The sequence below is a fragment of the Alkalicoccobacillus murimartini genome (assembly GCF_030813245.1).
GTDB lineage: Bacteria > Bacillota > Bacilli > Bacillales > Bacillaceae_D > Alkalicoccobacillus > Alkalicoccobacillus murimartini.
In genome coordinates, this window is sequence record NZ_JAUSUA010000004.1 from 326,891 (window position 1) to 341,142 (window position 14,252).

At 38.6% G+C, this 14,252-nt stretch carries 16 protein-coding genes; 2 read left to right on the top strand and 14 right to left on the bottom strand.

Annotation, left to right across the window (positions count from 1 at the left end; translation table 11 throughout):
* Positions 1–19: 19 nt before the first annotated feature.
* The 3 genes from J2S05_RS14610 to thpR are packed head-to-tail and all read right to left on the bottom strand — an operon-like array spanning position 20 to position 1,622.
* Positions 20–703, bottom strand: coding sequence for an LrgB family protein (locus tag J2S05_RS14610; protein ID WP_306984024.1), 684 nt, complete (start codon positions 701–703; stop codon positions 20–22).
* Complete coding sequence (locus J2S05_RS14615) at positions 700–1,071, bottom strand: CidA/LrgA family protein (protein ID WP_306984025.1); 372 nt, start codon at positions 1,069–1,071, stop codon at positions 700–702. Before J2S05_RS14615 ends, J2S05_RS14610 begins: the two co-directional genes overlap by 4 nt.
* Positions 1,068–1,622: an RNA 2',3'-cyclic phosphodiesterase gene (gene thpR / locus J2S05_RS14620; protein ID WP_306984026.1), complete on the bottom strand. Its 555-nt coding sequence runs from the start codon at positions 1,620–1,622 to the stop codon at positions 1,068–1,070. Before thpR ends, J2S05_RS14615 begins: the two co-directional genes overlap by 4 nt.
* Positions 1,623–1,740: 118 nt before the next feature.
* Between thpR and cysK the strand changes: the two genes are divergently transcribed.
* Positions 1,741–2,673: a cysteine synthase A gene (gene cysK, locus J2S05_RS14625; protein ID WP_306984028.1), complete on the top strand. Its 933-nt coding sequence runs from the start codon at positions 1,741–1,743 to the stop codon at positions 2,671–2,673.
* Positions 2,674–3,219: 546 nt separating this feature from the next.
* Positions 3,220–3,438, top strand: a complete 219-nt coding sequence (locus tag J2S05_RS14630; protein WP_143846456.1) for a DeoR family transcriptional regulator — start codon at positions 3,220–3,222, stop codon at positions 3,436–3,438.
* 59 nt (positions 3,439–3,497) lie between these two features.
* Here the strand turns inward: J2S05_RS14630 and J2S05_RS14635 are convergent, their stop codons facing one another.
* The 11 genes from J2S05_RS14635 to J2S05_RS14685 all read right to left on the bottom strand — a co-directional run bounded on the left by J2S05_RS14635 (position 3,498) and on the right by J2S05_RS14685 (position 14,236).
* Positions 3,498–4,202 (bottom strand): pseudouridine synthase, encoded by a 705-nt coding sequence (locus J2S05_RS14635; protein WP_306984031.1) that lies wholly within the window; start codon positions 4,200–4,202, stop codon positions 3,498–3,500.
* Positions 4,203–4,221: 19 nt separating this feature from the next.
* Positions 4,222–5,385, bottom strand: a complete 1,164-nt coding sequence (locus J2S05_RS14640) for an FtsW/RodA/SpoVE family cell cycle protein (protein WP_306984033.1) — start codon at positions 5,383–5,385, stop codon at positions 4,222–4,224.
* A 99-nt stretch (positions 5,386–5,484) separates the two neighbouring features.
* On the bottom strand, positions 5,485–6,663 hold the full coding sequence (gene rodA / locus J2S05_RS14645) for a rod shape-determining protein RodA (RefSeq protein WP_306984034.1): 1,179 nt from the start codon (positions 6,661–6,663) through the stop codon (positions 5,485–5,487).
* Positions 6,664–6,695: 32 nt separating this feature from the next.
* On the bottom strand, positions 6,696–7,853 hold the full coding sequence (gene ftsW, locus J2S05_RS14650; protein ID WP_306984036.1) for a putative lipid II flippase FtsW: 1,158 nt from the start codon (positions 7,851–7,853) through the stop codon (positions 6,696–6,698).
* 129 nt (positions 7,854–7,982) lie between these two features.
* Entirely contained in the window at positions 7,983–9,590 is a 1,608-nt protein-coding gene (locus J2S05_RS14655) for a putative polysaccharide biosynthesis protein (RefSeq protein WP_306984039.1), read from the bottom strand.
* A 137-nt stretch (positions 9,591–9,727) separates the two neighbouring features.
* Positions 9,728–10,579: an SMP-30/gluconolactonase/LRE family protein gene (locus J2S05_RS14660; RefSeq protein WP_306984041.1), complete on the bottom strand. Its 852-nt coding sequence runs from the start codon at positions 10,577–10,579 to the stop codon at positions 9,728–9,730.
* 12 nt (positions 10,580–10,591) lie between these two features.
* Positions 10,592–10,996, bottom strand: a complete 405-nt coding sequence (locus tag J2S05_RS14665) for a secondary thiamine-phosphate synthase enzyme YjbQ (RefSeq protein ID WP_306984043.1) — start codon at positions 10,994–10,996, stop codon at positions 10,592–10,594.
* 133 nt (positions 10,997–11,129) lie between these two features.
* Positions 11,130–11,612 carry a spore coat protein gene (locus J2S05_RS14670; RefSeq protein WP_306984044.1) on the bottom strand — a complete coding sequence of 161 codons (483 nt, stop codon included), beginning with the start codon at positions 11,610–11,612 and terminating at the stop codon, positions 11,130–11,132.
* Positions 11,613–11,710: 98 nt separating this feature from the next.
* A complete protein-coding gene (locus tag J2S05_RS14675) occupies positions 11,711–12,085 on the bottom strand; it encodes a hypothetical protein (protein ID WP_306984045.1) in 375 nt (124 codons plus the stop codon).
* A gap of 148 nt (positions 12,086–12,233) precedes the next feature.
* A complete protein-coding gene (locus J2S05_RS14680; protein ID WP_306984047.1) occupies positions 12,234–13,085 on the bottom strand; it encodes an arylamine N-acetyltransferase in 852 nt (283 codons plus the stop codon).
* Positions 13,086–13,567: 482 nt separating this feature from the next.
* Positions 13,568–14,236 carry a YesL family protein gene (locus J2S05_RS14685; RefSeq protein WP_306984049.1) on the bottom strand — a complete coding sequence of 223 codons (669 nt, stop codon included), beginning with the start codon at positions 14,234–14,236 and terminating at the stop codon, positions 13,568–13,570.
* Positions 14,237–14,252 lie beyond the last annotated feature (16 nt).

Genomic DNA, 14,252 nt, shown 5'->3' on the forward strand with positions numbered 1-14,252 from the left:
GTTTTTACAAAGCAAATACTTAAAACCATAGAAAAATACTAATGGGTATGATTACCGAGACCATTAATGCGCATAGTGTCATAGCAACTGTACTGATTGCTCCTTCTAATTCACTATATTCTAGTGCTTTTGCTGTACCAATCGCATGAGAAGCACTACCAACTCCTACTCCTCTGCCTACTACATGATGGATCCGAAAAAGCTTACAGCAATATGGGTATAAGACGGTTCCAGTAATACCGGCCACCGTTACTAAGATCGCTGTAAGTGACGTTTGCCCTCCAAAGGCTTCGGCCAAATCAAGGGCAACAGCCGTTGTTACAGATTTAGGTAACAGGGAAACGATAATCTCTTCATTAAATCCAAATAAACTCGATAAAATCAACGTACTTATTACACCTACGATCGAACCAACTGCCGTACCAACCAATAAAGGCAACGAATATTTTTTTAAGATAGGCAGCTGTTTGTAGAGCGGATAAGCCAAAGCAACCACTGCAATACCTATTAAGGATTCAAGCCAGCCAGCTCCATCTAGGTAATCATTATATTGAATATCCGCTACATACAAGACCATTAATAGGAGTACAGTACTTGTTACTAAAGGGAGTAAGAAAGGATAAGGGAATCGACTATATAACCACTTCCCACCTACATAACATAAAATGGTTAGGCCAGTCATGGCCAATATTGTGAAGATCATGATGATTTCCTTTCTTGTTTCAATGCTAAATATTGACTAATTAATCCAGATAACACGATCACTAGCAACGTACTAAACATCGTCAGAAGAATCAGTGAAAGTCCTCTGCTTGTAAACAAGATAGGAAATGTCACGATACCTGCAATAATAGGAATAAACATTAAGGATAGATGCTTCAGTATCCATTCAGCACCTTGATCAACAAATCGAACCGGTACCACTTGACTAGAGAGGCAGATAAATAAAAGAATCATACCAACCAAACTACCCGGAAGAGGAATGGATAGCCACGTTTGAAGGGCCATTCCAATACAATAAAATACACTTAATATGAGTAAATGAAGAATAATCCTACCTACGCTTTTCATTTTTTATCACGTCCCAAAGGCATTGAAAGAACCGGCTTGTACTTTGGTTCATTGCGGAGCATAGTTTTAAATAAAACCAATTCAGATACGTTAAATGTTTTGTCCTTTAATGACACGTCTGAATGTTTAAATGAAGCCTGTTTGTTCCATTTTCGCGCAATCGTTATATGTGGATGATATGGCCTAGTATCTACTCTCAACCCACAATCTTTCACTATTTTGTGCACATCATGTTGAAGCTTTCTAAGCTCTTGGTTTTCTTCTAATCCCAGCCAATAAATCCTCGGTTGGTCCATACGTCCGAATGTTCCAGGGTCACTAATTGATAAGGTGAAAGACGGGCATGTTATCACAAGGTTTTCAATCCTGTTAGCGAGCGTTTGCCTTTGTTCTTCTTGAATGGACCCTAAAAAAGCGAGAGTAAGATGATAATCCTCCATGTGGACCCATTTCAAAAAATCCCCTTGGTCCCATTGCTTGTTCATTTGGTCGTGAATCTCTTGTTTTAACTGCTTAGGTAATGGTAATGCTATAAAAAAATGAGCTTCCAAGCGTATTGCCTTCTTTCTTTTTTGTCATCAAATGAATCTCTAATCAAATTTGTCATGGTTGTCGTTCATCTTATGATAAACTAATGTCAGCTTTAGTTTCAAAAAAAGGAGTGTAAGCATGAACGTTTATCAAAATATGGCAGAGCTAATTGGCAATACTCCTTTAGTTCGCTTACAACGAATCGCATCAGATAAAGGCGCAGCAGTCTACTTAAAAATGGAAACTCAAAATCCTAGTGGTTCAGTAAAAGATCGTGCAGCATTATATATGATTCTTCAAGCAGAGAAAGACGGACATTTAAAACCAGGTGCAACCATCATAGAACCGACTAGTGGGAATACTGGAATTGGCATAGCAATGAATGCCGCTGCCAGAGGATATAAAGCCATACTTGTCATGCCAGATACAATGTCTCAAGAAAGAATTAATTTACTTAAGGCGTATGGTGCTAAGGTAGTCTTAACAGATGGCGACAAAAAAATGCCTGGAGCGATTGAGAAAGCACATGAATTAACAGCTACTACACCAAATAGCTTTATGCCGATGCAATTTGAGAATCCAGCAAATCCGGACGCCCACCGGAAAACAACGGCACTTGAAATCAAGCGTTCATTAGATGGAATAAACAAAGAATTAAGCGCATTTGTAGCTGCTTCTGGAACAGGAGGAACGGTTACGGGAACAGGAGAGGAATTAAAAAAAATCTATCCTGGCGTTTCAGTTCATGTTGTTGAACCTGCAGGGTCCCCAGTCCTATCTGGAGGAAAGCCAGGTCCTCATAAGCTTGTTGGTACAAGTCCTGGTTTTATCCCACCTATTTTGAATACAGAGGTATACGGGGAAATCCTCAAGATTGAAGATGAAGATGCCTATCGCATCACACGAGAATTAGCTAGACAAGAAGGAATCCTCGTTGGACCATCTTCTGGTGCAGCCTGCTATGCGGCGATGGAAGTAGCTAAGAGGCTCACTCCTGAGGACACCGTTGTAGCAATCGCCTGCGATACTGGTGAACGTTATTTATCAACAGATTTATTTTCATTTGAATAAATGATTAAGGGACTGGGACGGAACCATCTTCAGTAATTCAATTCCTTACAAATGAGCTGAAAGCAAAACCAGCGTAGGACATACACGTAGACTCCTATGGGAGCAAAGGCCAAGGTGAGACTTCGCAGTGCGGTAGCACAAGGAGGCTCACCAGCCTCCCATGGAAAGCGGAGTGTATGTCCGAAGCGGTAGCCTCACTCTCGTATCTTTAATTGACAAGAACCCGAACAGTTATGTGAGCTAAACCGCAGAACTGTTCGGATTTTAGTTAGCTAAAACGTCCTAGTCTGCCTTCATTACAATCACACAATTTTACACATTAAATCCCTTGATTAAAAAACCACGTATTTGTATAATATAAGCGTCTAGGGAAGACGTTGAAATGTCAGATTATATCGACAACAGATTGATCTGTTTTTCTTCGGATAAAGAGACTATACATCCCCTGACACGCATCAATCATTAAAGAACCGTGCATGATGCAGTATTATCCTGCATAGATTTAGCAATAGGATCTAGTCATGATTATGTATAAGGAGTGGTGTTTTGAAAACTTCAACTGATCGCATGCTGACTCGTATCAAGTCCATTTACCTCTACATTAAACAAAGGGGGACCGTCACGACGAATGAATTAGTTGAAGAGTTCGGAATTACACAACGAACGATCCAACGCGACCTAAACGTACTTGAGTACAACAAACTTGTGACAAGTCCTACTCGGGGAAAATGGAGCACAACAAACAAAAAAACACGGGTTTCATAATGAAACTTTATATCAAAAAGAGACCTCGGTAATCATGATTACCGAGGTCTCTTTTGCCTTTATTGAAACAATTTGTACTCTTCTTCGGTTAATTGTCGGTAGCTTCCAGGAGCAAGGCTAGGATCAAGCTCCAGCTTGCCTATTGCCCTGCGCTTTAGTGTGAGTACTGTTTTTCCTCGCGCTTTAAACATTCGCTTTACTTGATGAAATTTCCCCTCTGTAATCGTTAACTCGATTTTGGAGGTTGTTCCTGCCTCTTTAATCACTAATTCTGCAGGCTTTGTCATGTATCCATCGTCTAACCTTACTCCTACACTAAAGGCGTCTACATCCTCTTTAGTAACCTCTCCATCCACATCTGCCTCATACACCTTTGAGACATGTCGACGTGGAGACATTAATTGATGAGAAAATGCACCATCCGTTGTTAACAACAATAACCCTTCCGTATCTTTATCTAGTCTACCTACAGGAAACAGTTTGAATCGTTCCCAGTCAGAATGAAGAAGATCAATGACTGTCTTATGCATCGTATCCTCGGTAGCTGATATCACACCTTGGGGTTTATTTAACATTAAGTACACTTCCGCTTGATACTCTATCACATCACCTGAAACGGTCACTTTCTGTTTCTCAACATCAATCTGACTTTTAGCTTCTTTTACCACTCCATCATCAACAGACACGAGCCCAGACTTCAGAAGCTTTTTCACTTCTTTTCTGGATCCATACCCGGAATCAGCAAGAAACTTATCTAATCTCATACTACTCAAACTCCTTTGCTTACATGTCCTCAGACTTTTCAAACATATATTCTTTCCGATTCGATTTGACGCATAAGACTAAGCCTAATGCCAAACCTGCTGTTATGAGTGAGCTTCCTCCATAACTGATTAATGGCAACGAAAACCCAGTAACGGGAAGAAGGCCAACATTCATTCCGACATTTTGAAAAATTTGAAAGGCAAACAATCCAGCAACTCCGGCACAAATACTTAAATCAAATTGATTCGTCGAATGAAAGCCTACCATCACAATTTGATACAGCAGGATAAAATAAATACTAATTAAAAGACAGGCAGCAATAAAGCCATGCGTATGAGCAATAATTGCAAAGATAAAGTCTGTATGAGCTTCCGGGATATAATATAAATTATCCTCTGCACCAGTCCCACTCAAACGCCCTGACCCTACTGCTCTCATGGCAAGATTCACTTGATAAGCCTCATTCGCATACTCAGTTGGGTTTAACCAACCATGAAAACGATTTACCTGATAATCTTTAAGATTTGAGAATATGTATTTTTCTACTAAATCCATTCGAGCAAAATAAAGATAAACAAAACTAAGTATAGCCGTTATTGGTACCAATATCATGGTTAAAGTCCATTTCATACTTACTTTTGATACTAACAATATAGATAAAACAATAGCGGCTATCTGCATAATTGTTCCCATATCAGGTTGCTCGACTAACAATAACACAACCGGAAAACAAAGAGCTGCAAGTTTAATTATTAACCAAAAATCTCCCTTCCATTTACTTGACCATTCTTTATGCTTACTAACCACATAAGAAAAAGTAATAATTAAGAAGATCTTTGTTAGCTCAGCAGGTTGAAAAGAACCGATTATAGGTAATCTATACCACCGTATGGCACCTGAATCTTCACCACGTACAAATGAATCGGGTACAACTAAAAGCCCAACGAGGACCACAATACCAAATCCATAAAGAATCCATTGACTCTGTTTAATATAATCAATGTCTAAATAGGACATTGCGATTACCAAAAGAAACATCAAAAAATAAAATAAAAATTGTCTTAGCATAAAGTTTCCAAGGTATTGTTGCATTTCCTGTGCTTCATATATGTAAAAACAGCTAATTACCATAAAAAGAAATAAGAGAAAGAGAATATTATAATCAATTTTTGTTTTCGTCATAAAAACCCACCTAATTTCCAATTATCATTCATTATATCGACTTAGGCGTTATTTGCACAGGTTTTTTTCCTTTTATCCACACAAAAGAATCAGCCGCTTTTAGTCAGCAGCTGATTCTTTTGTTTCAAACATATAGTGTTTAGTTCTAAAGTTCACATTTAATACAATACCCATCGCAATCATATTCGTTAATAAAGCACTTCCTCCATAACTAATAAAAGGCAGAGCAAGCCCCGTGATCGGCATTAAACCAATCGTCATTGCAATGTTTTGAAACACTTGAAACACTAGAAGTCCGATGACTGCTGCCACTAAATAGGAACCATATAGATTGTTACATGACAGAGCGATCATAATCATTCGATAAAACAATAAGAAATACGTAACTAACAAGACCATTGCACCAAAGAAGCCAAACTCTTCTCCAATTGCTGCAAAGATAAAGTCTGTATGAATTTCTGGAAGAGTGTCACTTTGCGTTTGTACACCTTGCATAAATCCACTACCATAAAACTGCCCGGAACCAATACCCTGCATAGCCAGATTTAACTGATAGCCAATTCCCGATGTATCTCCATCAGGGTCTAACCACCCATAAACCCGGTCAAGCTGATGGGGCTCAATAAAGATACTAAACAGTTCAAAGTAATTGTTATGCAACCAGACAAGGACAAGAATAGCAAACACCATCATAAAAGCTAGGAAGAATAGTATCCGCCATCTAATGCCTGACATTAAAAGCATCACCGCAATGATACAGGCAATTACAAGAGCCGTACCCAGGTCTGGCTGTTTGAGAATAAGGAAAAATGGTGGGATCCCCAACGCCAAGACCTTTAACAAAATCATCAGATCACCTTGAATCGATGTGTCCTTCCGATTGCTGGTCACTTTAAATAATAAATGAGCAAGAGCTAAAATAAGAAAGATCTTCATAAACTCTGACGGTTGGATTTCTGTGATTCCAATGTTAATCCAACGTTGTGCTCCATTTCGATAAACCCCAAAAAACTCAACGGCAAGTAACAAGACCATTCCAAAAGAATAAATTGGAATCGTTAAGTTTTTAAAAAAATCATAATCAATTAACATAACTCCAACAATAATTATTGCGCCTACAGCAAACCATAATACTTGTCGAATCACAAAAAAACTTGGATCAACACTGTATTGCCCAGAAGCGCTATAGATAGCCATCAGACTGATACACATTAAAATAAATAATAGAAACAATAAAGTATAGTCAAGCTGCTGAAGGCTTGTTTTTTTCTCTTGCATAGTATGCCTCCAAAACTAAGGTTACTCCCTTATCAGGCAGTTTTTAATTCGTCATCCTGATCCAATTTAAGACGTTTCTGACGAATGTTCGTTCTTGAAATACTCGCCAAAATCGCTATAGAGATCATCGTAACAAGAAGTGAAGAGCCACCATTACTTACTAACGGGAGTGTAATACCTGTTATAGGCAACAGTCCACTGACCGCACCAATATTAAATACAACTTGAATGGCTATTTGAAACACAATTCCAAATGCCAACAAACTTCCAAATGGTGTTCTGCATCTAGATCCAATGACCACGCCCCTAAAGAGAATGACGCCATAACACCCGATTACAAATAAGACACCAAGAATACCAAGCTCTTCTGAGATAATAGGAAGGATAAAGTCGGTATGAGCCTCAGGCAAGTAAAGAAGCTTCTGTACACTCCCACCCAAACCAGTTCCAGTTAAACCTCCATGAGCAAATGCAATATACCCTTGAATCAGTTGAAGTCCATTATTCATCGGATCTGCAAAAGGATCCACAAACGAAGTTAATCGTTCATAACGATAGGTTTCTGATACAGCTAATGCAATAAAAAGTGAGCTTCCTACTACACCTAAACCAAGTAAATGAGTCCATCTAGCACCTGATAGAAAGATGATAAAAAACGTGACCATAAGAATGGCTGTAGCAGTTCCTAAATCAGGTTGTCTCATAATAAGGATAAATACAAGACCAACAACAATTAAAGGAGGAACAACTCCTTTGATGAATTTATGAATATATACTTGTTTTTGAGAATAAACTTGTGCAAGGTAAATAACCATACCAAGCTTTACAAATTCAGAAGGTTGAAGCCTTATTGGGCCGAGTTGAAGCCAACGCTGAGCCCCTCCACCTGAACTCCCAAATCCAAAAATCACTAGCAATAATGAAACAAAGGACAAAATAATAATATACGGAGACATCTTTTTGAATAGCTGATAATTAAGATGCATAAAAAAGATGAAAAACAATGTGGCTAATATAAACCAAACAGACTGTCTTTTCAGGAAAAAATAAGGATCTCCAGTTCCTCCTTCTCCCATATACATAGCTTCTACATAGCTAGAACTAAACACCATTAACACACCAAAACAAGCCAGTGCATAGGTGGTCAGGATAAGCAGCCAATCATTGTCTTTTAAAAATGAATATTTCATTGCCTCCCCCACTTCACCCGAACATAGTCAGTTCTTTTATTATAGCAGAGCCACGGCTTTTGAAAAAGAGGATGAAGCTGTCATAACTTGTTGAAAATCATGCGCCATTGACGCAAATTCTCTAAATCGTTAATCTGGACGCTTAAACCTTGCTCCCAAAACCACTTCTGCCATCCGTGATCGATATGCAAGATACGCATATACAACAGCTCCACTACCAGCACCTATTCCAGAAAGAATAAAACTATTCAACCGGTTGTCTAGAGGAAGTGTTATGCGTAACCCTGTATCAATGATCCAAACAGAGGTGGCCATAATAAGAGCAAACAACAGCATCAATCCTGCTCTTTTGATAATTAATTGATAGGAAAATGATGTATGCTTGCCAATTCCCCAAATTGTAATAGCTATGGCTGCTGAAAATCCTATATAGGTAGCTAAAATCGCACCATTTGGTCCTAATTGAAGTAATAACAAATTATTTAGTGCGAGCTTTAGCACTAAGCCAACAAGTAGAGCTGTGATGGCAAGTAGTTGTCGATTAATCCCTTGTAAAATAGCTGCTGTTACTGAGAACAAGGAAAAGAACAATGTGATTGGTCCGTAGTAACGAAGCGTTTCTCCTCCAATCGCTAGATCTTCTAAACCAAATAACGCCACAAAAATCGGATTAGCCAAAACGGCTAGGCCAACAGCTGCTGGTAACGTTATAAAAAGAATTAGCTGAAAGGTTTGTGTAATTAATTTTTGTAATCGGACAGAATCGTTTGATGTATAAGCGTTTGTAATCGTTGGAACTAAGGTAACCGACAAGGCTGTAGCTAATGCCATCGGAATTAAAACGATTTTATGTGCTGATTGTGTTAATACACCCACATAATTCTCAGATATGTCTCCCATCCCAATTTTCGCTAATGCTCCATTAATGGTCAACGTATCGATTAACTGAAACAAAGGAATGGCTAGGCCAACAATAGACAAAGGAATGGCGTACCAAATAAGCTCTTTGTACATCGACTTAAGTGGCAAAGGTTTCGATGACGCATTCGTTGTGGCCAGACCAAGCATATTTGTACGATTCTTAAATAAAAAGTACAACAAAACAGCTAACCCAGCTAGTCCACCCACAAACGCACCAAATGTAGCAAAACCAACGGCTAAACCAATATCTCCATCTTGAACATTCATAATTAAAAAGGCCGCTGACAAGATAAAAGCGATGCGTACAATTTGCTCAATGACTTGTGAGACAGCCGTAGGCATCATCGATTGACACCCTTGGAAGTACCCTCTAATCATACCCATGATCGGCACAATTAATAGTGCCACACTCACCATTCGAATGGTAAAGATAATATCCTCGTATGAATTGACTCCTGCTTGTTCATCCGGAAGTATGTAAGGTGTAAGGACGGGTGCCATAAAAAAAAGCAATAAAAAAGCAAGCAATCCCGTTATGCTCATAACAAGTAGACCTGATTTAAATAATCGATAGCCTGTCTCATAATCTCCAAGTGATTGATATTTTGAAACAAATTTTGAAACGGCTAAAGGAAAACCTAATGTAGCCAGACTTAAAAGAATCGTATACGGTGTATATCCATAAGAATAAAGGCCCAATCCAGTTTGTCCAACTAAAGCTGAAAATGGAACAACATAGATGAAACCAAGAATTTTTGAAGCAAGAGTTGCCACGGTTAAAATCTTTGTCCCGCGCATCAAGTTTGTTTCTGCCATGTTTTCCTCCTGTGCTGTAACCGCAAAAAAATATCTAACTTGAATTGTAGCATAGTTTAATACAAGATATTCGTGACGATTCATGTAAAAAAAAGAGACGTTATACGTCTCTTTGATGTTTATTGTATCCTTTTTCTTTACCCTGCAAACTCATCAGGCTTCATCCCTTGTGAATCGGTTTCCACTGCAAACAACGCTCCACCAAACTCATCCTGTTCATCATCACTTGAAGCGGATGTAATAAACAACGTGCGATAATCATCTCCACCAAACGCGCAGGAGGTCACGCACTTGGCGTTCACTTCTACTGAGTTTACTTTTTCCTTCGTACGTGGATTTAGTTGGATGACTTGCCAGCCATTGTACATCGCTACCCATAACATTCCATCACGATCAATTGTCATTCCATCCGGGTGCCCGTCTCTGTCATCAAATGTATAGACGACTTCTTTATGTTGGATTTCTCCACTATCTATATCATATTGATATGAGACTACTTGTTGAGTTTTTGTATCAATATAATACATTAGCTGTTGTGACATATCCCAAGCTAATCCGTTCGAAATTTGCACATCACTAATTACTTTTTCACAGGACAAATCTGTATCAATTCGATAAAGTGCTGCATCCTTATGCTGTCCTTTTGTGACCATTGTCCCCGCCCATAAACGTCCTGCCGGATCACATTTCCCATCATTAAATCGGTGGTGTGAGACTTCCTTCTCTGGGGAGGCTACTTTTTCTAATCGATCCCCTTCGAATAGATAGACTCCATCCTTCATTGCTAAAACAAAACCACCCTTCTTCCTTTTCACAACTGCCGTTACCTGCTGGCCGAATGAAAGTTGTTTATTTTCATTAAGACTAGGAGAATATGTATTGAGCTTACACCCATCAATATCGACCCAATGAAGAACTTGTTCTTTTTCATCCCAAAAGGGTCCTTCTCCTAATTGAGCTCGCGTTTTCCATACAACTTCCGCTTTCATCGTAACGCCTCCTTAGTTGTCAGTTACTACCTTTACATAATACGTTCTTGATCTAGGTCCATCGAATTCACAAAAATAGATCCCTTGCCATTGTCCCAGAATAAGTTCTCCCTCAGATATCAATACGGTTTGAGATGTTCCCACGGTACTTGCTTTAAGATGAGCTGCACTATTACCTTCCATATGGCGATACTGCTTATGCTCCCAAGGGTACACTTCATCCAACCTCATTAACATATCGTGCTTCACATCGGGATCTGCATTTTCATTAATCGTAATACCTGCTGTTGTATGTGGACAATAAATGATGGCTTGTCCATCTTTCACACCTGATTCTCTAACTGTACTGCGTACCTCATGAGAGACATCTACCATACTGTCTCGATTTGTTGTACGTAATGATTTCTTTTCTAGCACCTTAAATCCCTTCTTTCCATACCTATGTATAATCACTATTCCCGAAACGATTAGAGTAAAACCGCTTCCCGCTCATTCGATTAAAAGAAAATAATTGGGAAGAAAATAGGCATCTTCTTCCCAATTAAAGATTCTATAGAATATCTAATCTTACAAGTAGAGCAATAAGGATTTGAAGTAAAAGTTGAATATTGATAGAGATTTGGGTATCTACCGTGTTAACTGTAACACCTCTTGAATTTTCAACGACTGTTTTTTGGAAGTTTACTTGTTTCACTTTTGAGCTTTGTAAAAGCTCTTGAGTAATTTGGTCAGCTTTTGCATTATCCGCAATTGAGATACTGATTAGAATCGCGATTGCAGCTTGTAATGCAGCCTGTAATGAAACCGCAGCTTTTGTATCTACAGATGAAACATCAACATCACATGAATCTTTAATGAAGATATATTCTTCTGTAAGCTGTAACGTCTTGTTTTCTTGATCTCCTTTTTGAGTTATCCCATCATTACGTTTACTGAAAGGATGACACGAATCGGGATCAAGAGCAGACCACTTTTTACACTCTTTTTCCTCTTCTTTACACTCATCTTTTTCTCTTAACAATTCTTCACTCATATTCTGATCTCCTCTCCTTTCTAATTTACTCTATGTCAAAGCGATGGTTATGCCTGTTCGAATTCATCAGGTACATATACCCTTTTTTAGGTTTATGCTTAACGTTTAGGACGTTTAAACGTTTGAATACGATTCGTTTGAGCTTTTTTTACTGAGGCAACAGGGTTTACTCTATTTACTACAGGTTCCTCAACTTCTACTACTTCAACTACTTCCTCTTCCTCAGGCTCTAGTGTAATCTTAGGTGCAGAGCCTAAAAGGTCTAAACCAGTTAGATCAAGACTTGGTTTCCCAGAAGCATCTGCGGCTTCTTTTTGACGTGCAAGGAATTGCTCCACTTCTTGTTGGATACTTAACACTGTTTGCTTCACTTTGTTTTTCTCAGAAACAGACAGATCTTTAGAAGGGGTCACATCATATTTGTTTAGAATACGTCCAACTGCGACGTCTATAAGCTGTTTGTGACTATCCATTAATTATGATCTCCTTTCTCATCAAATTAAAAAAACGTGAGACACTAATAACATATGTAAATGAGAATTAGAAAGTGTTAGTTAGAAGCGGATATACTGAACGAATAGAATCGTACGATCAAAAAAGAACCACAGAAATCTGCGGTTCCTAACTCTTCTCTACACTTTTAATGACAGCTTGTTTCTTTTCAAAAATGTCTACACCTAACTCATTAAGAATACGTACCGCTTGCTTAACTGGAAGTTTCGTAAAACCAAATTCATTGTGAATACAATGTTCAATTTCATCTACAGTTTTAAACTCATGCTTTTCTGTCGTTCCATCAGGGTAATACACTCTCAATTGATTGTTTCGAATTCGCATGTTTTTGTCTGGCTTCCATAATTGACAACGGAGCTCAGACATATAGGTCGCTGTTAATTTATGTGATTGGAGTAGCATCTTATTGATGAACGCTTTGCTAGTTGGTTTATATGGAGTAAAGCTCCAGCAATCCTCTGTTAGATTTCCTTTAATGTATCGAGCAAATTCAAATGTGGTGTCATCGAGTCTTTTTATAATGATCGTTTCTGCATGATAAGTGAATATGTGTGTATCTTCCTTTTCAATGCGCACTGGTTCAAAAATAGGCGCCGCTACACCACAATCTACAAATAGAGTCTCTCCATTCAGGTGGACAATCAGTGCAAGATGCTCATCCCCTAAGTGAATATTATAGCAAGTAAACCCTAATTCCTTTAATAGCTGCTTCAGTACTGTATTTAATACATAACAAGTACCCCCAAATTGATAGTCATTAAATTGTGATACAAACTCACTCAACGTAGGGATTGCTCGTCTGCCAAATGATTGATTATGGTTATTCAGTAGTTTTCCTATATTCTCAAACGGAAAACGGTACACATGGGCCTGCACAAGCTTAGATAAGTAAGCAAATGATGGGGGTTCCTCTTGTAGTTCAAGTATATCTAGATATTGCTTAACTTCTAGCTTCTGCATATAATTCCCTCCTAGCTATACTATTTATCTGAAAAATCTAAATACGTATCATGTATGTAATATACCCACGCACAATCGTACCGACACCTTTCTTGTTAGATAATATATCTAGGAAAATCTTAGAATGGGTTTGGGATCTAACAATCTATCTGAATGAAACGCATGGCTACAGTAACTCAAAACAGATTACTAGTCAGTTTAAACCTATTTTAGGACATACGTGGAGATTCCAATGGGAGTAAACGAAGGTCATTGAAAAAGTCAGCTAGAAATAAGTTCATAGGCACCGCTCCAGGAGAAACCTACGCACCCACAAGAACGGCCTCAGCCCATGAAGTGGAAGGGCAATGAGGATCAGGAGTGTATGTCTGAGGTGTAGCCTTACTCTCCTATTTTAATGAACAAAAAAACCCGAATCATTATGCTTGTTAAGCTGCATGATGATTCGGGTTTTGTGATAATTATTAAAGTTCAGTACAGACTCACGTTGTTGGTAAACGTTCCGATGAAGCGTTTTTCTTTTGATGCTTTAGATGAATCTCTGTTAGTCTCTCAAATCCTTTGTATGCAATCCACATATTCACATGAATGATAAAACTCACTCCGACAAGTGGAATTAAACCAGGCAAATAAATGAGTAGATAATAGATGGAGAGCAAACTTACGAAAAGAAAGACGGTATTAGCAGGTAACAAGAATCCTATAAACAAAGCTTTTTTCAACGTTGCCATGATACTTACCTGATAATGAACCATGACCGGAAATACATACAGTAGTAACATCCCTATCGCTATTCCAACAGCAATTAAGACGATGTGGAGAGCCGAATGAAGAGCACCCTCCATGTTTCGAAAGAACATGAAGTCTACATACCAGATTAAAGAGATGATGAGTAAGAGTGCCCCTACTCCATTTGAACGAACAAACGATTCACGGTAAATAGACCAGTATGTTCTGAAAAGAGGAACATCTTCTTCCCCAGCAGCTGTTTTGCGAGCAATCGTAAATACGGCAGTTGTACTTGGCATAACTCCAAACACAATCCCTCCTAACAACGTGCCCCCTACCCAAAGAAGATTCAGCCAGAAAAAATACGTGATCCACCTACATAATTTAAAGATTCCAGTGAATAATCTGTTCGTCTCCATCATGTTCATCTCTCCTATC

Excerpts from the sequence above, each read along its gene's own strand:
- J2S05_RS14615 (WP_306984025.1), bottom strand. The coding sequence starts at position 1,071 with ATGAAAAGCGTAGGTAGGATTATTCTTCATTTACTCATATTAAGTGTA.
- J2S05_RS14660 (WP_306984041.1), bottom strand. The coding sequence starts at position 10,579 with ATGAAAGCGGAAGTTGTATGGAAAACGCGAGCTCAATTAGGAGAAGGA.
- ftsW (WP_306984036.1), bottom strand. The coding sequence starts at position 7,853 with ATGAAATATTCATTTTTAAAAGACAATGATTGGCTGCTTATCCTGACC.
- J2S05_RS14655 (WP_306984039.1), bottom strand. The coding sequence starts at position 9,590 with ATGGCAGAAACAAACTTGATGCGCGGGACAAAGATTTTAACCGTGGCA.
- J2S05_RS14670 (WP_306984044.1), bottom strand. The coding sequence starts at position 11,612 with ATGAGTGAAGAATTGTTAAGAGAAAAAGATGAGTGTAAAGAAGAGGAA.
- J2S05_RS14640 (WP_306984033.1), bottom strand. The coding sequence starts at position 5,385 with ATGACGAAAACAAAAATTGATTATAATATTCTCTTTCTCTTATTTCTT.
- J2S05_RS14680 (WP_306984047.1), bottom strand. The coding sequence starts at position 13,085 with ATGCAGAAGCTAGAAGTTAAGCAATATCTAGATATACTTGAACTACAA.
- J2S05_RS14685 (WP_306984049.1), bottom strand. The coding sequence starts at position 14,236 with ATGATGGAGACGAACAGATTATTCACTGGAATCTTTAAATTATGTAGG.
- rodA (WP_306984034.1), bottom strand. The coding sequence starts at position 6,663 with ATGCAAGAGAAAAAAACAAGCCTTCAGCAGCTTGACTATACTTTATTG.
- cysK (WP_306984028.1), top strand. The coding sequence starts at position 1,741 with ATGAACGTTTATCAAAATATGGCAGAGCTAATTGGCAATACTCCTTTA.
- J2S05_RS14610 (WP_306984024.1), bottom strand. The coding sequence starts at position 703 with ATGATCTTCACAATATTGGCCATGACTGGCCTAACCATTTTATGTTAT.
- J2S05_RS14635 (WP_306984031.1), bottom strand. The coding sequence starts at position 4,202 with ATGAGATTAGATAAGTTTCTTGCTGATTCCGGGTATGGATCCAGAAAA.
- J2S05_RS14675 (WP_306984045.1), bottom strand. The coding sequence starts at position 12,085 with ATGGATAGTCACAAACAGCTTATAGACGTCGCAGTTGGACGTATTCTA.